Here is an 18337-nt window from a genome sequence, read left to right as displayed (position 1 = left end):
CATCGCGATCCGCCGGCAACCGAAGGGCACGAGGAACACGATGCAACCGATCATCATCGTCCTGATCATTCTGGTGGTGCTCGTCTTCATCGCCCTGATCAAGACGATCCAGGTCATCCCGCAGGCCAGTGCCGCCATCGTGGAGCGCTTCGGCCGCTACACCCGCACGCTCAACGCGGGCCTGAACATCGTCGTTCCGTTCATCGACACCATCCGCAACCGGATCGACCTCCGTGAACAGGTCGTCCCGTTCCCGCCGCAGCCCGTGATCACCCAGGACAACCTGGTCGTCAACATCGACACCGTCATCTACTACCAGGTGACGGACGCGCGGGCCGCGACGTACGAAGTCGCCAGCTACATCCAGGCGATCGAGCAGCTGACCGTCACCACCCTCCGCAACATCATCGGCGGCATGGATCTGGAGCGGACCCTGACCTCCCGCGAGGAGATCAACGCGGCCCTGCGCGGAGTTCTCGACGAGGCCACCGGCAAGTGGGGCATCCGGGTCAACCGCGTCGAGCTCAAGGCGATCGAACCGCCCACCTCCATCCAGGACTCGATGGAGAAGCAGATGCGCGCCGACCGTGACAAGCGCGCCGCGATCCTCCAGGCCGAAGGAACGCGGCAGTCCGCGATCCTCACCGCGGAGGGCGAGAAGCAGTCCGCGATCCTGCGCGCCGAAGGCGAGGCCAAGGCCGCGGCCCTGCGTGCGGAGGGCGAGGCGCAGGCCATCCGTACGGTCTTCGAGTCCATCCACGCCGGCGACCCGGACCAGAAGCTCCTCTCGTACCAGTACCTCCAGATGCTCCCGAAGATCGCCGAGGGCGACGCCAACAAGCTCTGGATCGTGCCCAGCGAGATCGGTGACGCCCTCAAGGGCCTCAGCGGTGCCTTCGGCAACCTCGGCACCGGTGTCCCAGGCTTCAACACCGGCAAGGATCGCCGCGAGGAACCCCCGGTCGACTGACGGCGGACACGCCCCGTGCATGACCGGCGCACCGTGCGCCTGTCATGCACGAAGCCCGCCTTCGTGCGTACGAAGACGGGCTCACGTAGCTGCGAAATGCGCAGAGCGCCTACGCCGCAGACCGGTCCAGCCACTCCGGCAGCGCGGCCCGGTCACCGGCCCCCAGCGCCAGGAGCATCGCCTGCGCGGGCGACGGTACGAACGGCTGCCGCAGCAACGGCATCCCCGCCTGCTCCGGCGTCTGGGCCGCCTTGCGGTGATTGTCCTCGGCGCAGGACGCCACCGTGTTGAGCCAGGTGTCCTGACCACCCTGGGCGCGCGGCACCACGTGGTCGACGGTCGTCGCCCGTCGACCGCAGTACGCGCATCGGTGCTGGTCCCGTATCAGCACACCCTTTCTCGACCACGGCGCCTGTCTTCGGAACGGCACCCGTACGTACCGGCAGAGCCTGATCACCCGGGGCACCGGAATGTCCACCGCGGCACCACGCATACGGAGATCGGGGTGGGACTGCTCGACGACGGCCTTGTCCTGCAGGATCAGCACCACTGCACGGTTAAGCGTCACCGTCGACAGCGGCTCGAAGCTCGCGTTGAGAACCAGCGTGTCCCGCATTTCGCCCACCTCCCGTGTGCCACCCGCCCCCTGGCAGGCCCGGATCAACTCTGGCTGGGCAGGCCGTGATGGACAACGCAATAAAAATGCCCTGCCCTGATCTCTCCAAGACCAGGGCAGGGCAAACAGCAGAGGAACTCTCGGCTCACGGAGTACTACGCGGGACCGGGGTACTCACCGATCAGCTGAGCACGTCCCAGGGTGTGGAACCGCAAATTGAATCCGACGACCGCGGGCGACGCATCGCTGTCGGCCCCCAGCCTTTCGGTGTCCACCGCGTACACGGTGAAGACATAGCGGTGGTTCTCACCGGGCGGCGGCGCGGCCCCGCCGAACTCCTTCGACCCGTAGTCGTTACGGACCTGAACGGCACCCTGGGGCAGCCCGTCGAACTTCCCGCTGCCCGCACCGGCCGGCAGCTCCGTGACGGACGCCGGGATGTCGAAGACGACCCAGTGCCAGAACCCGCTGCCCGTCGGGGCGTCGGGATCGAAGCAGGTCACGGCGAAACTCTTGGTCTCCGCCGGGAAGCCTTCCCACCGCAGCTGCGGGGAGGTGTTCCCGGCCGCGAACACCTGGGTATCCGCCAGCACGGCCCCGGGAGCGAGATCTTCGCTCACCACCGCGAACGACGGCACCTCGGGATGGAAGTCGTGCGGCAGCGACGGCCTCTTCGACTCGGTCACGTCAACACCTCTCCTGATCGGTTCCGGTATCTCGCCACCGACCTTAGAGCCAGTTGCGCTGACCGCCGACCTGGGCGAGCCACTGGTTGAGGTACGCCGCCCAGTCGGTCCCCTGGAAGTCGTGCAGATCCACCTTGAACGACCGGTACGAGTCGCTGCCCTCACTGAAGAGCCCCGGCTTCTTGTCCATCTCCAGCACGACATCCATCTCGCGGTCGTCCGCGACGAACGACAACTCGACCTGGTTCAGCCCCCGGTACTGCTGCGGCGGGAAGAACTCGATCTCCTGGTAGAACGGGAGCCGCTGACGCGTACCGCGAATGTGACCGCGCTCCATGTCCGCGCTGCGGAAGCCGAATCCCAGCCGGCCGAACGCGTCCAGGATCGCCTGCTGCGCCGGCAGCGGGTGCACATTGATCGGGTCGAGGTCGCCCGAGTCCAGCGCCCGCGCGATCTCCAGCTCGGTCGTCACACCGATGTTCATGCCGTGCAGATGCCGGCCGGCGAACATCGTGATCGGCGTCTCCCACGGAATCTCGAGTCCGAACGGCACGACGTGCACCGCACCGGCCTGCACCTCGAACGCGCCACCGAGACGCAGCTTGGCGAACTCGATGTCCTGCTTCATCTCCTGGTCGTTGCCCTCGACCTCGACGCGCGCCTGCAGGCCGACCGACAGTCCCTCGATCTGCTGCGCCACGGAGCCGCCCTGGATCCGCACCTCGCCCTGGACGACCCCGCCCGGTACGACGTTGACCTCGGTCAGCTCCGTCTCCACCGAAGCACCACCGGCACCCATGCTCGCGAGCAGCCGCTTGAAGCCCATATTCACTCCTCCTTGGTCCTGACCCCTACATACGCGCCACGACCGTAGTCGGTTCCCGGTAGCCTCGATCGCCATGATCGAGGGCTTGGACCGTACGCCGCTGAATCGCGACTTCTTCGACCGCCCCGTCCTGGACGTGGCCCCCGACCTCCTGGGCCGCACCCTGGTACGGAACACCGCCGACGGCCCCATCGAGCTCCGCCTCACCGAGGTGGAGGCGTACGCAGGCGAGATCGACCCCGGCTCCCACGCCTTCCGCGGCCGCACCCACCGCAACAGCGTGATGTACGGACCACCCGGCCATGCGTATGTCTACTTCACCTACGGCATGTGGCACTGCCTCAATCTGGTGTGCGGTCCCGAGGGCATGGCGAGCGGTGTTCTGCTCCGGGCCGGCGAGATCCGCGTGGGCGCGGACCTCAGTCGCAAACGTCGGTTCTCGGCCCGCAATGACCGAGAACTGGCCAAAGGGCCGGCCCGTCTGGCGACCGCACTGGACATCGACAAAGCCCTGAACGGTGCCGACGCCATCGCCCACCCGGGTGCATCACTGTCCGTACTGCACGGCACCCCGCCCCCCTTCGACCAGGTACGCAACGGTCCCCGCACCGGCGTGGGCGGCGATGGCGCCGCGCATCCCTGGCGCTTCTGGATCGACGGCGACCCCACCGTCAGCCCGTACCGACCCCATGCGCCACGCCGCCGCACAACTTGACTCGCCCCTACGGGCCGCCTAATGTAGCCCGAGCCGCTTGAACGGGTACTGCTGTCGGCACGGTCCATCGGACCGGGCTCGAGCACCCGGAAACGGCCAACCACTACCTTCGACTCACCCTGGCGGGTGCAATTTCGGCATGCCGAAATTCGAGCCCATCGGCTCGATTATGGGCCGCCAAGGAAATCGACTAACGTAGCGGACACGCCGAAAGGCAAGGCCACTCCAAAGGCCGCCGGAATCAAATTCGAACCGGAAACGGTGGCGAAAAAGAGTCTGGTAACGTTGGACTCGCCGGAAAGGGAAACGCGAAAGCGGAAACCTGGAAAGCGGAACCCGCTTCGACCGGGAATCGGACACGAAAGAGTCTGATACAGTCGGAGACGCAAGACCGAAGGGAAAAGCCCGGAGGAAAGCCCGCGAGGGTGAGTACGAAGGAAGCGTCCGTTCCTTGAGAACTCAACAGCGTGCCAAAAGTCAACGCCAGATATGTTGATACCCCGGCCTGTTTCGGCAGGTTGGTGGTTCCTTTGAAAGTCCTGCCGGGCCCTGTGGCTCCGGTGGGCAATTTTACACAGCGAGGACGCTGTGGACGACCGGTCCTATTCCGACCGGTTGTTCCGCTCTCGTGTGTGTCGTCCCGATTACGGGAAAACATTCACGGAGAGTTTGATCCTGGCTCAGGACGAACGCTGGCGGCGTGCTTAACACATGCAAGTCGAACGATGAAGCCCTTCGGGGTGGATTAGTGGCGAACGGGTGAGTAACACGTGGGCAATCTGCCCTTCACTCTGGGACAAGCCCTGGAAACGGGGTCTAATACCGGATAACACTCTGTCCCGCATGGGACGGGGTTGAAAGCTCCGGCGGTGAAGGATGAGCCCGCGGCCTATCAGCTTGTTGGTGGGGTGATGGCCTACCAAGGCGACGACGGGTAGCCGGCCTGAGAGGGCGACCGGCCACACTGGGACTGAGACACGGCCCAGACTCCTACGGGAGGCAGCAGTGGGGAATATTGCACAATGGGCGAAAGCCTGATGCAGCGACGCCGCGTGAGGGATGACGGCCTTCGGGTTGTAAACCTCTTTCAGCAGGGAAGAAGCGAGAGTGACGGTACCTGCAGAAGAAGCGCCGGCTAACTACGTGCCAGCAGCCGCGGTAATACGTAGGGCGCAAGCGTTGTCCGGAATTATTGGGCGTAAAGAGCTCGTAGGCGGCTTGTTGCGTCGGTTGTGAAAGCCCGGGGCTTAACCCCGGGTCTGCAGTCGATACGGGCAGGCTAGAGTGTGGTAGGGGAGATCGGAATTCCTGGTGTAGCGGTGAAATGCGCAGATATCAGGAGGAACACCGGTGGCGAAGGCGGATCTCTGGGCCATTACTGACGCTGAGGAGCGAAAGCGTGGGGAGCGAACAGGATTAGATACCCTGGTAGTCCACGCCGTAAACGTTGGGAACTAGGTGTTGGCGACATTCCACGTCGTCGGTGCCGCAGCTAACGCATTAAGTTCCCCGCCTGGGGAGTACGGCCGCAAGGCTAAAACTCAAAGGAATTGACGGGGGCCCGCACAAGCAGCGGAGCATGTGGCTTAATTCGACGCAACGCGAAGAACCTTACCAAGGCTTGACATATACCGGAAAGCATCAGAGATGGTGCCCCCCTTGTGGTCGGTATACAGGTGGTGCATGGCTGTCGTCAGCTCGTGTCGTGAGATGTTGGGTTAAGTCCCGCAACGAGCGCAACCCTTGTTCTGTGTTGCCAGCATGCCCTTCGGGGTGATGGGGACTCACAGGAGACTGCCGGGGTCAACTCGGAGGAAGGTGGGGACGACGTCAAGTCATCATGCCCCTTATGTCTTGGGCTGCACACGTGCTACAATGGCCGGTACAATGAGCTGCGATGCCGCGAGGCGGAGCGAATCTCAAAAAGCCGGTCTCAGTTCGGATTGGGGTCTGCAACTCGACCCCATGAAGTCGGAGTTGCTAGTAATCGCAGATCAGCATTGCTGCGGTGAATACGTTCCCGGGCCTTGTACACACCGCCCGTCACGTCACGAAAGTCGGTAACACCCGAAGCCGGTGGCCCAACCCCTTGTGGGAGGGAGCTGTCGAAGGTGGGACTGGCGATTGGGACGAAGTCGTAACAAGGTAGCCGTACCGGAAGGTGCGGCTGGATCACCTCCTTTCTAAGGAGCACTTCTTACCGAGCTTGCTTGGTCAGAGGCCACTACGTCGGCAAATGTTCGACGGTGGTTGCTCATGGGTGGAACGTTGACTATTCAGTACCTGGTGGTTCAGCCGGGTCGTGAGTACTGCTCCTCGGAGCGTGGAAAGCGGACCGATGAACTGCAGGTACTGGGCGCGCTGTTGGGTGTCTGAAGGTATGGCCGCAAGGTTGCCTTCAAACGCCGGCCCCAGTGAACTCACCGATAACGGTGGGGTGATGGGTGGCTGGTCGTTGCTTGAGAACTGCACAGTGGACGCGAGCATCTGTGGCCAAGTTTTTAAGGGCGCACGGTGGATGCCTTGGCACCAGGAACCGATGAAGGACGTGGGAGGCCACGATAGGCCCCGGGGAGCTGTCAACCGAGCTTTGATCCGGGGGTGTCCGAATGGGGAAACCCGGCAGTCGTCATGGGCTGTCACCCGCTGCTGAACACATAGGCAGTGTGGAGGGAACGAGGGGAAGTGAAACATCTCAGTACCCTCAGGAAGAGAAAACAACCGTGATTCCGGGAGTAGTGGCGAGCGAAACCGGATGAGGCCAAACCGTATGCGTGTGATACCCGGCAGGGGTTGCGCATGCGGGGTTGTGGGATCTCTCTTTTGCGGTCTGCCGGCCGTGAGACGAGTCAGAAACCGTTGATGTAGGCGAAGGACATGCGAAAGGTCCGGCGTAGAGGGTAAGACCCCCGTAGCTGAAACATTGACGGCTCGTTTGAGAGACACCCAAGTAGCACGGGGCCCGAGAAATCCCGTGTGAATCTGGCGGGACCACCCGCTAAGCCTAAATATTCCCTGGTGACCGATAGCGGATAGTACCGTGAGGGAATGGTGAAAAGTACCGCGGGAGCGGAGTGAAATAGTACCTGAAACCGTGTGCCTACAAGCCGTGGGAGCGTCGCTCACATCTTCGGATGTGGGTCGTGACTGCGTGCCTTTTGAAGAATGAGCCTGCGAGTTTGCGGTGTGTTGCGAGGTTAACCCGTGTGGGGAAGCCGTAGCGAAAGCGAGTCCGAATAGGGCGTTTTAGTAGCACGCTCAAGACCCGAAGCGGAGTGATCTAGCCATGGGCAGGTTGAAGCGGAGGTAAGACTTCGTGGAGGACCGAACCCACCAGGGTTGAAAACCTGGGGGATGACCTGTGGTTAGGGGTGAAAGGCCAATCAAACTCCGTGATAGCTGGTTCTCCCCGAAATGCATTTAGGTGCAGCGTCGTGTGTTTCTTGCCGGAGGTAGAGCACTGGATAGGCGATGGGCCCTACCGGGTTACTGACCTTAGCCAAACTCCGAATGCCGGTAAGTGAGAGCACGGCAGTGAGACTGTGGGGGATAAGCTCCATGGTCGAGAGGGAAACAGCCCAGAGCATCGACTAAGGCCCCTAAGCGTACGCTAAGTGGGAAAGGATGTGGAGTCGCAGAGACAACCAGGAGGTTGGCTTAGAAGCAGCCACCCTTGAAAGAGTGCGTAATAGCTCACTGGTCAAGTGATTCCGCGCCGACAATGTAGCGGGGCTCAAGCGTACCGCCGAAGTCGTGTCATTCGTACATGTATCCCCAACGGGAGTACGGATGGGTAGGGGAGCGTCGTGTGCCGGGTGAAGCAGCCGCGGAAGCGAGTTGTGGACGGTTCACGAGTGAGAATGCAGGCATGAGTAGCGATACACACGTGAGAAACGTGTGCGCCGATTGACTAAGGGTTCCTGGGTCAAGCTGATCTGCCCAGGGTAAGTCGGGACCTAAGGCGAGGCCGACAGGCGTAGTCGATGGACAACCGGTTGATATTCCGGTACCCGCTTTGAAACGCCCAATACTGAATCAGGCGATGCTAAGTCCGTGAAGCCGGCCCGATCTCTTCGGAGTTGAGGGTAGTGGTGGAGCCGACGAACCAGACTTGTACTAGGTAAGCGATGGGGTGACGCAGGAAGGTAGTCCAGCCCGGGCGGTGGTTGTCCCGGGGTAAGGGTGTAGGGCGTGTGATAGGCAAATCCGTCACACATTAAGTCTGAGACCTGATGCCGAGCCGATTGTGGCGAAGTGGATGATCCTATGCTGTCGAGAAAAGCCTCTAGCGAGTTTCATGGCGGCCCGTACCCTAAACCGACTCAGGTGGTCAGGTAGAGAATACCGAGGCGTTCGGGTGAACTATGGTTAAGGAACTCGGCAAAATGCCCCCGTAACTTCGGGAGAAGGGGGGCCATCACTGGTGATTGGATTTACTCCATGAGCTGGGGGTGGCCGCAGAGACCAGCGAGAAGCGACTGTTTACTAAAAACACAGGTCCGTGCGAAGCCGTAAGGCGATGTATACGGACTGACGCCTGCCCGGTGCTGGAACGTTAAGGGGACCGGTTAGCTGACTTTCGGGTCGGCGAAGCTGAGAACTTAAGCGCCAGTAAACGGCGGTGGTAACTATAACCATCCTAAGGTAGCGAAATTCCTTGTCGGGTAAGTTCCGACCTGCACGAATGGCGTAACGACTTCTCGACTGTCTCAACCATAGGCCCGGTGAAATTGCACTACGAGTAAAGATGCTCGTTTCGCGCAGCAGGACGGAAAGACCCCGGGACCTTTACTACAGTTTGATATTGGTGTTCGGTTCGGCTTGTGTAGGATAGGTGGGAGACTTTGAAGCAGCCACGCCAGTGGTTGTGGAGTCGCCGTTGAAATACCACTCTGGTCGTGCTGGATGTCTAACCTGGGTCCGTGATCCGGATCAGGGACAGTGTCTGATGGGTAGTTTAACTGGGGCGGTTGCCTCCTAAAGAGTAACGGAGGCGCCCAAAGGTTCCCTCAGCCTGGTTGGCAATCAGGTGTTGAGTGTAAGTGCACAAGGGAGCTTGACTGTGAGACCGACGGGTCGAGCAGGGACGAAAGTCGGGACTAGTGATCCGGCAGTGGCTTGTGGAAGCGCTGTCGCTCAACGGATAAAAGGTACCCCGGGGATAACAGGCTGATCTTCCCCAAGAGTCCATATCGACGGGATGGTTTGGCACCTCGATGTCGGCTCGTCGCATCCTGGGGCTGGAGTCGGTCCCAAGGGTTGGGCTGTTCGCCCATTAAAGCGGTACGCGAGCTGGGTTTAGAACGTCGTGAGACAGTTCGGTCCCTATCCGCTGCGCGCGTAGGAATATTGAGAAGGGCTGTCCCTAGTACGAGAGGACCGGGACGGACGAACCTCTGGTGTGCCAGTTGTTCTGCCAAGGGCATGGCTGGTTGGCTACGTTCGGAAAGGATAACCGCTGAAAGCATCTAAGCGGGAAGCCTGCTTCGAGATGAGTATTCCCACCCCCTTGAGGGGTTAAGGCTCCCAGTAGACGACTGGGTTGATAGGCCAGATGTGGAAGCCCGGTAACGGGTGGAGCTGACTGGTACTAATAGGCCGAGGGCTTGTCCTCAGTTGCTCGCGTCCACTGTGTTGTTCCCGGGTTGCGAACAGTCGCACCGGTTGAACAGCTTCACTACTTAATTGAAAAGTGTGCTTGTTCGCTAGAACCCGATAGGGTTTCGGTGGTCATTGCGTTAGGGAAACGCCCGGTTACATTCCGAACCCGGAAGCTAAGCCTTTCAGCGCCGATGGTACTGCAGGGGGGACCCTGTGGGAGAGTAGGACGCCGCCGAACAATCTTTCAAGGACCCTTGGTCCCAGCGTTCACGCTGGGACCAAGGGTCCTTTTGTTTTTGCCGAAGCGCGTCGGGTGTCCGGCTGCGCGAGAATGTATGTAGTACCCGAAGACAGGAGTTCCACCCATGTCCACCAACTCTCCCGACGATCGTTCGGAGCGCGAGCCGCGTCGCCGGGACGGTGGTGACCGGGGCGGCTTCCGAGGTGGTCGTGACGACCGGTCCGGTGGACCGCGCCGTGATGACAGCCGCGGTGGTGGCTCCGGTGGTGGCTACCGCCGTGACGACAGCCGGCCGACGAGCAGTGGCGACCGGGGCGGATTCCGTCGCGACGACCGTGACCGTGACCGTGATCGTGGGCCGCGTCGTGACGACAGTCGTGGTGGTGGCTCCGGTGGCGGCTTCCGTCGTGACGACAGTCGTGGTGGTGGCTCCGGTGGCGGCTTCCGTCGTGACGACAGTCGTGGTGGCGGTTCCGGTGGTGGGCCGCGTCGTGATGACAGTCGTGGTGGTGGCTCCGGTGGTGGGCCGCGTCGCGATGACAGTCGTGGTGGCGGTTCCGGTGGCGGCTTCCGTCGTGACGACAGTCGTGGTGGTGGCTCCGGTGGCGGCTTCCGTCGCGATGACAGCCGTGGTGGCTCTGGCGGTGGCGGTTTCCGTCGGGATGATCGTGCGCCGCGTCGTGATGATGAGCGTGGTGGGCGTCCCGGTGGTGGCTTCGAGCGTCGTGACGACCGGCCGCGTGGGCCGCGTCGCGACGACGACAGTCGCGGTGGCGGCTTCCGCCGCGACGACAGCCGTGGCGGCTCCGGCGGTGGCGGTTTCCGTCGGGATGATCGTGCGCCGCGTCGTGATGACGAGCGTGGTGGGTACCGTGGGCCGCGTCGTGATGATGAGCGTGGTGGACGTCCCGGTGGTGGCTTCGAGCGTCGTGACGACCGGCCGCGTGGGCCGCGTCGCGACGACGACAGTCGCGGTGGCGGCTTCCGCCGCGACGACAGTCGTGGTGGCTCCGGTGGTGGCGGCTTCCGCCGCGACGACAGTCGTGGTGGCTCCGGCGGTGGCGGTTTCCGTCGTGACGACAGTCGTGGTGGCTCCGGTGGTGGCGGCTTCCGTCGTGACGACAGCCGGCCCACGAGCGGTGGTGACCGGGGCGGCTTCCGGCGGGACGACCGTTCCGGTGGTTTCCGCCGCGACGACAGCCGTGGTGGCTCCGGTGGTGGCAGGTTCCCCCGCGACGATCGTGCGCCGCGTCGTGATGACGAGCGTGGTGGGCGTCCCGGTGGTGGCTTCGAGCGTCGTGACGACCGGCCGCGTGGGCCGCGTCGCGACGACGACAGCCGTGGCGGCGGTGGCTACCGCGGGCAGCGGGACGACCGTGATCGCGGGGGCTACCGCGGGCGGGACGACCGTGGGGGCTTCGAGCGGCGCGACGACCGGGACCGCGAGCCGATCAAGCGGCTTCCGATCCCCGACGACGTCACTGGCGACGAGATCGACAAGGACGTGCGCCAGGAGCTGCTGAGCCTGCCGAAGACCCTGGCCGAGGACGTTGCCCGGAACCTCGTCATGGTTGCCCGCCTTATCGACGAGGACCCCGAGCAGGCGTATGCGTACTCGCGCATCGCGCTGCGGCTGGCCTCGCGGGTGGCTGCCGTGCGTGAGGCGGCCGGCTTTGCCGCGTACGCGACGCAGAAGTACTCGGAGGCCCTGGCCGAGTTCCGGGCGGCGAAGCGGATGACCGGTTCCGTGGAGCTGTGGCCCGTCATGGCCGACTGCGAGCGTGGGCTCGGGCGGCCCGAGCGGGCGATGGCCATGGCCGGCGAGCCCGAGGTGCAGAAGTTGGACAAGGCCGGACAGGTCGAGATGCGGCTCGTGGCAGCCGGGGCCCGTAGGGACATGGGGCAGATCGATGCCGCCATCGTCACCCTGCAGAGCTCCGAGCTGGCCTCGAACGCCGTGCACCCGTGGACGGCGCGACTGCGCTATGCGTACGCGGATGCGCTGCTGGCCGCAGGGCGCGAGGACGAGGCGCGCGAGTGGTTCGCGAAGACCGTGGAGGCCGACAAGGACGGCTCCACCGATGCGTCGGACCGGCTCGCGGAGCTGGACGGTGTCGAGTTCGTCGACGCTCTCGACGACGATGACGCTGCCGATGCTGACGTCGACGGCGAAGGCCCGGCCGACCAGGCGTAAGGCATGAGAAGAGGGCGGCATCCCGGCAGGGGTGCCGCCCTCTTCTTTTTTTGTTCTCCGGCCTCAGTCGAGAGTGAGGCTGCGCAGGACCAGGCCCGTGGCAGGCTTGGGGCCGAACGACGTCGACTTGCGGGGCATGGTGACGCCCTGTTGGGCCAGCTCCCGGACGACTTCTTCGCGCACCGGATGCATCAGGACCGCGGTGGCGTTGTTGCGCTCGGACTGTTCCACGGCTGCCGCCGCGTCGTGTATGTACGCGATGCGCTCCGGGGTGTCGGGGATCTGCCATACGTGCTCGAGAAGGGTCGCGTGCAGGACCGTCGCGTCGAGTGTGCGCCAGGCGAGTGGACGGTCGGCCGGAATCGTTCGGGCCAGCAGCGCTTCGTCGGGGTGGTCGACGAGGTGGAAACGGCCGTCGCCGGCGAGCAGGAACGCGTTGCCTTCGGCGGCCGCCCCGGCGAGGGCGTCGAGCGCGGCGGGGAGCGGTCCCTCGACGTCCTGGACGCGGAAGGCGCCGTTGAGCGCGGCCAGTGCGTCGGCGACCGGGAGACCGTGCAGCAGCCGGTGGATGGCGCGGACCCGGAGCGGGTAGCGCGCCGTGTCGACGAGGAGGACCAGACCGAAGTCCCAGGGGCCGGGGGCGGTGTGTTCCTGCTGGAGCCGGAGGTAGGTGGCCCAGCGGTGGTGACCGTCGGCGATGAGCGCCTGGTGGCGGGCGAGATCGGATGCGATCTCGGACCGGTCGGCCGGGTCGGTGACCGCCCAGAGCCGGTGGCTGTAGCCGTCCTCCGTGGTGGTGGCGAGCAGCGGCGGCCGGTGGATGGTCCGTTCGATGACGGCGGTGACACCCGTCGCACGGCCCTCGCTGCGATAGGTGAGCAGCAGCGGCTCGAGATGGGCCGCCGTGGACCGCATCAGGTTCGCCCGCTCCTCGACGACGTGGGCCATCACGTCCTCGTGCGGCAGGACGATGCCGTCGGCGGGGGCGGAGAGCGCCAGCGCACCGACGATGCCGCGCTGCAGAGTCTCCCCGTTGCGCTGCTCGTACACGTAGAGGGCCGGCTCGGGCTCGGGAGCGAGTATGCCCTCGGCGAGCCACCGGTTCAGGGTCTCGGCGGCCTGCTCGTTGCGTGCGGCGGCCGTGTCGGCCTGCGGCAGTATCAGCCGGACGATGTTGTACGGGTCCGCGGATTCCAGGTGGTGCAGCCCGTCGGGGCGCACGACGACGTCGTACGGCGGTGAGGTCACCGCGGCAAGACTGCCTACCCGCTCGGGGACGTAGCGCAGTCCACGGAACGGGATCAGGCGCAGTCCCTGGCCAGTGGGACCTGGTGTGTTCATTTCTGCATCGTATGTGCGTTGCGGCGATGAGCGATGATCGGGGGAGAAGCATGCAATGAGGAGCGCAGAAAATATGAGTCAGGCGAGCAGGACCAGGCCGAGCGGGAGCAGCACCGCGCTGAGCGAGGCGTACGACACGGCTCTGCTCGACCTCGACGGGGTGGTGTACGCGGGTGGCCTTGCGATCGCCCATGCCGTCGACTCGCTGATTGCCGCGCGGGACGGCGGGATGCATCTCGCGTATGTGACCAACAACGCGCTGCGCACCCCGGCCGCGGTCGCCGAGCACCTGACCGAACTCGGGGTGCCGGCCGAGCCCGCCGATGTGATCACCTCGTCGCAGGCGGTGGCCCGGCTGATGGCGGATCAGCTGCCTGCCGGGGCGCGGGTGCTCGTGGTCGGGGGAGAGGGGCTGAGGGTCGCGCTGGTCGAGCGCGGCCTGGTGCCGGTGGAGTCGGCGGACGACGATCCGGTGGCGGTGGCACAGGGGTACGGCGGTCCCGACATGACCTGGGGACGGTTCGCGGAGGCTTCGTACGCGATTGCCCGTGGGGTGCCGTGGTTCGCGTCCAACACCGATCTCACGATTCCGAGTGCGCGGGGGATCGCGCCGGGCAATGGTGCGGCGGTCGAGGTCGTGCGGCTCGCCACCGGTGCCGAGCCGCAGGTCGCCGGGAAGCCGCTGCCTCCGATGCACCGGGAGACCGTGCTGCGGACCGGCGCGAAGCGGCCGCTGGTGGTGGGGGACCGGCTGGACACGGACATCGAGGGTGCGTTCAACGGCGGCGTGGACTCGCTCCTCGTGCTCACCGGGGTGACGGACGCGGCGCAGCTGGTGGCGGCCGAGCCCAGGCACCGGCCGACCTATGTCGATGCGGACCTGCGGGGACTGCTGACCGGCCAGCCCGCGGTGACCGGATCCGGTGGTGCGTTCGGCTGCGGCGGCTGGACGGCGGCGGTGCGCGGCGATGAGCTGGTGCTGGAGGGCGACGGGGACGTGCTCGACGGGCTGCGGGCGCTGTGCGGGGCCGCCTGGTCGTACGCGGGCGAGGGTGCCTGCGGGCTGGATGCGGGGAAGGCGGTCGCCAGGCTCGGGCTGTAGGACAGCGTCCGGGATCCGCTACTCGGCGGGCGCGTCCGGGAGTTCGCCGGGTGGGCGGATCCGCACGGGACGAATCGGGCGCAACCGGCGCTGTGTTGTGCGTGGGGGATCCGACGGGTCGACAACTTTGGAGGGTAGGCTAACCTAACCTCGTGTTGGTTGAGAGTCCGCCGGAGCCGAGCGCAGGTCCGATAGCCGCGCCGGCGAAATCCGCGTCCCCAGGGCGCCCCGCGATACGTGCCGTGGGGCTGGTGCTCGCCGTCTTCGCGTTGGCGCTGGTCTGTCTCACGAGCATCGCGATCGGCGCCAAGGCGCTGCCGCTCGCCGATGTCTGGCACGGCCTGTTCCATGCCTCGGGGACCCATGGCGACGTCCTCATACAGGACTTGCGCATTCCGCGGACCGTGCTCGGGCTGATCGTCGGCAGCGCGCTCGGCCTCGCCGGTGCGGTGATGCAGGCGCTGACCCGTAACCCGCTGGCCGAACCCGGACTGCTGGGGGTCAACGCGGGTGCGTCGGCGGCCGTCGTGTCCGCCATCAGCTTCCTCGGCGTCACCTCGCTGACCGGGTACGTCTGGTTCGCTTTCCTCGGCGCCGCCGTCGTGTCCGTGGTGGTGTATTTCCTCGGCGGCAGCCGGTCGGCGACGCCGGTCCGGCTCGCGCTGGCCGGGACCGCGGCCAGCGCCGCGCTGTTCGGCTACGTCTACGCCGTGCAACTCCTGGACGCGGCCGCGCTCGACCGGCTGCGGTTCTGGACGGTCGGGTCGCTGGCCTCGGCGAACATGGAGACGGTCGGCAAGGTGTGGCCGTTCATCGCCGTCGGCGTCGTCCTCGCTCTGCTCATCGCCCGGCCGCTGAACGCCCTGGAGATGGGCGACGACACCGCCAGGGCGCTCGGCGCCCACCTGGTCCGTACCCGCGCCCTCGCGATGCTCGCCGTCACCCTGCTGTGCGGAGCCGCGACCGCCGCCTGCGGGCCGATCGTCTTCATCGGGCTGATGGTCCCTCACCTGGTGCGCGCGCTCACCGGGCCCGACCTGCGGTGGATCCTGCCGTACGCGGCTGTGCTGTCGCCGGTGCTGCTGCTCGGCGCGGACGTGGTGGGGCGGGTGATCGCCCGGCCGGCCGAACTGCAGGTCGGCATCGTGACCGCGCTGCTCGGCGGGCCCGTCTTCATCCATCTCGTACGTCGCAAGAGGATGGCCCAGCTGTGAAGGCTTTGAAGCGTGCGGAGAGTGCGGGGGCGGCTCGGTCGGTGCGGGCCGTGCGGACCGGCGGCGGTCTCTCCTTCCGGGTGGATGTCCGGGCTTCCGTGGTGCTCGTGGTGCTTGCCGCGGTGGCGGCCGGGGCCGGGATCGTGCTCATCGGCAGCGGCGACTACACGATGACCCCCGGCGAGGTCGTGAGCACGCTGTTCGGGCACGGCACTTTCCAGCAGGAGTTCATCGTCACCGATCTGCGGCTCCCGCGGGTCCTCGTCGGGCTGCTGGTCGGAGCGTCGCTCGGAATCGGCGGCGCGGTGTTCCAGGCCATCTCCCGCAACCCGCTCGGCAGCCCCGATGTGCTCGGCTTCGGCCAGGGGGCCACGGTCGGCGCCCTGACGGTGATCGTCCTCTTCCAGGGCGGGGCCGCGGCGGTCGCGGGCGGTGCGGTGGCCGGCGGGCTGGTGACCGGGATCGCCGTCTATCTGCTGGCGTGGAAGCGCGGCGTGCACGGCTACCAGCTGGTGCTCGTCGGTATCGGAGCGGCCGCGATGCTCACCGCCGCCGCCCAGTACCTGATCACCAAGGCCAACCTGGTCGACGCGACCCGCGCCGTCGTCTGGATGACCGGCTCGCTGGACGGGCGCGACTGGGCGCAGGTCTGGCCGCTGCTGGCGGTGTGCGGACTGCTCGTTCCCCTGGTGCTCGGGCACGGGCGGGCGCTGCGCATGATGGAGATGGGTGACGACGCCGCGTACGCCCTGGGCGTACGGGTGGAACGCACCCGGTTCGTTCTCATGGTCTGCTCCGTGTTCCTCGTCGCCGTCGCCACGGCCGCCGCGGGACCCATCACCTTCGTCTCGCTGAGCGCCCCGCAGCTGGCCCGCCGGCTCACTCGCTCGCCGGGGCCCAACCTGTTGGCGGCCGCCTTCATGGGCGCGGCGCTGCTGCTCGTGGCCGACTGGATCGCGTTGGACGCCTTCGGCGACCGACAGCTGCCGGTCGGCATCGTCACCGGGGTGCTCGGCGGCTGCTATCTGCTGTGGTTGCTGGTCACCGAGCGCAAGGCGGGGCGGATATGAGGACCCGCCCGGCGGTGGATCCGCCCCATGACGCCAGTACATCGACGACCCTTCCCACCGACTCCGGGAGTACGACCATGCAGCGCCTCACCGCGGACTCGGTGACCCTCGGCTACGACCAGCGGGTCATCGCGGAGAACCTCTCGGTCGAGATCCCCGACAATTCGTTCACCGTGATCGTCGGCCCCAACGCCTGCGGGAAGTCCACGCTGTTGCGGGCGCTGTCCCGGATGCTCAAGCCGAGCCGGGGGCAGGTGCTGCTCGACGGGCAGTCGATCCACGCGATGCCCGCGAAGAAGGTGGCGAAGACCCTGGGGCTGCTGCCGCAGTCCTCGATCGCGCCGGACGGTATTACGGTCGCCGACCTCGTCGCACGCGGCCGGTATCCGCACCAGGGCCTGCTGCGCCAGTGGTCCCCGCAGGACGAACGCATTGTCGAGGAATCGATGGCGTCCACCGGTGTTTCCGAGCTTGCGGATCGCTATGTCGATGAATTGTCCGGTGGGCAGCGGCAGCGTGTCTGGATCGCGATGGCACTTGCCCAGGAGACGCCTCTGCTGCTGCTCGACGAGCCGACGACGTACCTCGACATCCAGCACCAGATCGATGTCCTCGACCTCTGCGCGGAGCTGCACGAGGCGCGGGGACGCACCCTCGTCGCCGTGCTGCACGATCTGAACCACGCCGCGCGCTACGCCACGCATCTGATCGCGATGCGCGAGGGCGAGGTCATTGCCGAGGGCGAGCCGGGGGACGTCGTGACGGCGGAGCTCGTGGAGCGGGTGTTCGGGCTGCGGTGTCAGGTGATCGACGATCCGGAGACGGGGACGCCGTTGGTGGTGCCGGCTGCGCGGGGCGCGCGCCGTGCGCGGGTGGTGGATTCGGTGGGTGCCTGAACGGCGGCGGGCGCGGCCGTGCGGTGGGTTGCGGGGCACCGGGGGCACGCTTCGTCCTCGATCTCCCCATGGCCGCGAGGGCATGCGGGACCCCCTCGACGGGCTCGGGTGTGCTCGGCGTGGGGCTGATTCGGGGGTGCGCCGTGCCCTGGACCACCAGGGCCGGAGTTACAGCAGCGCTCTGAGGCGCAGCAGGTCCCTGAAGCCTGCTTCCAGGCGGACTCGTCCCGAGCCCCAGGCCCTCGCGAAGTTCAGTTCGCCGTTCACCATGGCCACCAGGTCGTCCCCGGTCATCGCGAGACGGATCTCGGCCTTGTCGGCCGGTGGGCCCTCGACCGTGTCCAGCACCTGGATCCGGCCGTCGCTGAGCCTGCCGGTGAAGGTGATCCCGAGGTCCTTGATGTGACAGCTCAGCGAGCGGTCCAGGGCAGCCGCGCTGCGCACGTCGCCCCCGGCCGTCATGAGGTGGTCGGAAAGTCTGTCGAGTGCGCTGCGGCACTCCGCCATGGTCGCCATCGTGATCGACGGTACCTCAGCCCTTCGCGGTAGCGTTTCCGCATGAGCGACTTGACGCCTGAGCCCGGGACGGTGCCCGGGGAGCAGGAGGGGACGGCCGCGCCCGCCCCCGACCCCGCCGCGCCCGCACCCCTCGGCGTCGCGCGCATCCCCACCGGGAACGCCGAGGTGGACGCCCGGCTGGAGCGGCTGGCCGATGCGGACCACCTCCCGGCGGACGGACACATCGCGGTGTACGAGGATGTACACCGCGGGCTGCGCGATGCGCTGACCGCGCTGGACACCCGGCCCGCACCCGCACCGGTACCCGCACCGATGCCCTCGTACAACAACAGGAGCTGAACCGAAC

At 66.0% G+C, this 18337-nt stretch carries 14 protein-coding genes and 3 rRNA genes; 12 read left to right on the top strand and 5 right to left on the bottom strand.

All coding sequences use genetic code 11. The features are described 5' to 3' along the window. Positions 1–40 precede the first annotated feature (40 nt). Positions 41–970, top strand: coding sequence for an SPFH domain-containing protein (locus LRD69_RS05590; RefSeq protein ID WP_277325434.1), 930 nt, complete (start codon positions 41–43; stop codon positions 968–970). A 109-nt stretch (positions 971–1079) separates the two neighbouring features. Here LRD69_RS05590 and LRD69_RS05585 read toward each other — a convergent pair whose 3' ends face one another. From LRD69_RS05585 to LRD69_RS05575, 3 genes are all read right to left on the bottom strand, one after another. Then, positions 1080–1586: an HNH endonuclease gene (locus LRD69_RS05585; RefSeq protein ID WP_277325433.1), complete on the bottom strand. Its 507-nt coding sequence runs from the start codon at positions 1584–1586 to the stop codon at positions 1080–1082. A gap of 155 nt (positions 1587–1741) precedes the next feature. After that, positions 1742–2272, bottom strand: a complete 531-nt coding sequence (locus tag LRD69_RS05580) for a YbhB/YbcL family Raf kinase inhibitor-like protein (RefSeq protein ID WP_277325432.1) — start codon at positions 2270–2272, stop codon at positions 1742–1744. 43 nt (positions 2273–2315) lie between these two features. Then, the gene (locus tag LRD69_RS05575; protein WP_277325431.1) at positions 2316–3098 is read right to left on the bottom strand and encodes a sporulation protein; all 783 of its coding nucleotides are present in this window, start codon (positions 3096–3098) and stop codon (positions 2316–2318) included. Positions 3099–3171: 73 nt separating this feature from the next. Between LRD69_RS05575 and LRD69_RS05570 the strand changes: the two genes are divergently transcribed. From LRD69_RS05570 to LRD69_RS05545, 6 genes are all read left to right on the top strand, one after another. Further along, the gene (locus LRD69_RS05570) at positions 3172–3813 is read left to right on the top strand and encodes a DNA-3-methyladenine glycosylase (RefSeq protein ID WP_277325430.1); all 642 of its coding nucleotides are present in this window, start codon (positions 3172–3174) and stop codon (positions 3811–3813) included. Between the two features lie 657 nt (positions 3814–4470). Then, positions 4471–5996, top strand: a 16S ribosomal RNA gene (locus tag LRD69_RS05565). 308 nt (positions 5997–6304) lie between these two features. After that, positions 6305–9427 (top strand): 23S ribosomal RNA (locus LRD69_RS05560). 108 nt (positions 9428–9535) lie between these two features. Continuing rightward, positions 9536–9652 (top strand): 5S ribosomal RNA (gene rrf, locus LRD69_RS05555). Together the 16S, 23S and 5S rRNA genes form the textbook arrangement of a ribosomal RNA operon. Positions 9653–9864: 212 nt before the next feature. Beyond that, positions 9865–11178, top strand: a complete 1314-nt coding sequence (locus LRD69_RS05550) for a hypothetical protein (RefSeq protein WP_277329634.1) — start codon at positions 9865–9867, stop codon at positions 11176–11178. After that, positions 11175–11849 carry a tetratricopeptide repeat protein gene (locus tag LRD69_RS05545; protein WP_346771930.1) on the top strand — a complete coding sequence of 225 codons (675 nt, stop codon included), beginning with the start codon at positions 11175–11177 and terminating at the stop codon, positions 11847–11849. Before LRD69_RS05550 ends, LRD69_RS05545 begins: the two co-directional genes overlap by 4 nt. Before the next feature lie 63 nt (positions 11850–11912). Here the strand turns inward: LRD69_RS05545 and LRD69_RS05540 are convergent, their stop codons facing one another. Further along, the gene (locus LRD69_RS05540; RefSeq protein WP_277325429.1) at positions 11913–13190 is read right to left on the bottom strand and encodes a DUF1015 domain-containing protein; all 1278 of its coding nucleotides are present in this window, start codon (positions 13188–13190) and stop codon (positions 11913–11915) included. Between the two features lie 73 nt (positions 13191–13263). On the opposite strand from LRD69_RS05540, the gene LRD69_RS05535 reads away from it, so the two are divergent. The 4 genes from LRD69_RS05535 to LRD69_RS05520 all read left to right on the top strand — a co-directional run bounded on the left by LRD69_RS05535 (position 13264) and on the right by LRD69_RS05520 (position 17472). Next, the gene (locus LRD69_RS05535; protein WP_277325428.1) at positions 13264–14292 is read left to right on the top strand and encodes an HAD hydrolase-like protein; all 1029 of its coding nucleotides are present in this window, start codon (positions 13264–13266) and stop codon (positions 14290–14292) included. 242 nt (positions 14293–14534) lie between these two features. After that, positions 14535–15506, top strand: a complete 972-nt coding sequence (locus LRD69_RS05530; RefSeq protein WP_277325427.1) for an iron chelate uptake ABC transporter family permease subunit — start codon at positions 14535–14537, stop codon at positions 15504–15506. Continuing rightward, complete coding sequence (locus LRD69_RS05525; RefSeq protein ID WP_277325426.1) at positions 15503–16576, top strand: iron chelate uptake ABC transporter family permease subunit; 1074 nt, start codon at positions 15503–15505, stop codon at positions 16574–16576. The genes LRD69_RS05530 and LRD69_RS05525 overlap by 4 nt, the downstream gene beginning before the upstream one ends. Before the next feature lie 77 nt (positions 16577–16653). Then, positions 16654–17472, top strand: a complete 819-nt coding sequence (locus LRD69_RS05520) for an ABC transporter ATP-binding protein (protein ID WP_277325425.1) — start codon at positions 16654–16656, stop codon at positions 17470–17472. A gap of 168 nt (positions 17473–17640) precedes the next feature. On the opposite strand, the gene LRD69_RS05515 is transcribed toward LRD69_RS05520, so the two are convergent. After that, positions 17641–17988, bottom strand: coding sequence for an SCP2 sterol-binding domain-containing protein (locus LRD69_RS05515; protein ID WP_277325424.1), 348 nt, complete (start codon positions 17986–17988; stop codon positions 17641–17643). Positions 17989–18030: 42 nt separating this feature from the next. Between LRD69_RS05515 and LRD69_RS05510 the strand changes: the two genes are divergently transcribed. Beyond that, the gene (locus tag LRD69_RS05510) at positions 18031–18330 is read left to right on the top strand and encodes a hypothetical protein (protein ID WP_277325423.1); all 300 of its coding nucleotides are present in this window, start codon (positions 18031–18033) and stop codon (positions 18328–18330) included. The last annotated feature ends 7 nt before the right edge of the window (positions 18331–18337 follow it).

The organism is Streptomyces sp. JH14 (assembly GCF_029428675.1).
Taxonomy (GTDB): Bacteria; Actinomycetota; Actinomycetes; order Streptomycetales; family Streptomycetaceae; genus Streptomyces.
This window is presented reverse-complemented; position numbering and strand designations above follow the sequence as displayed.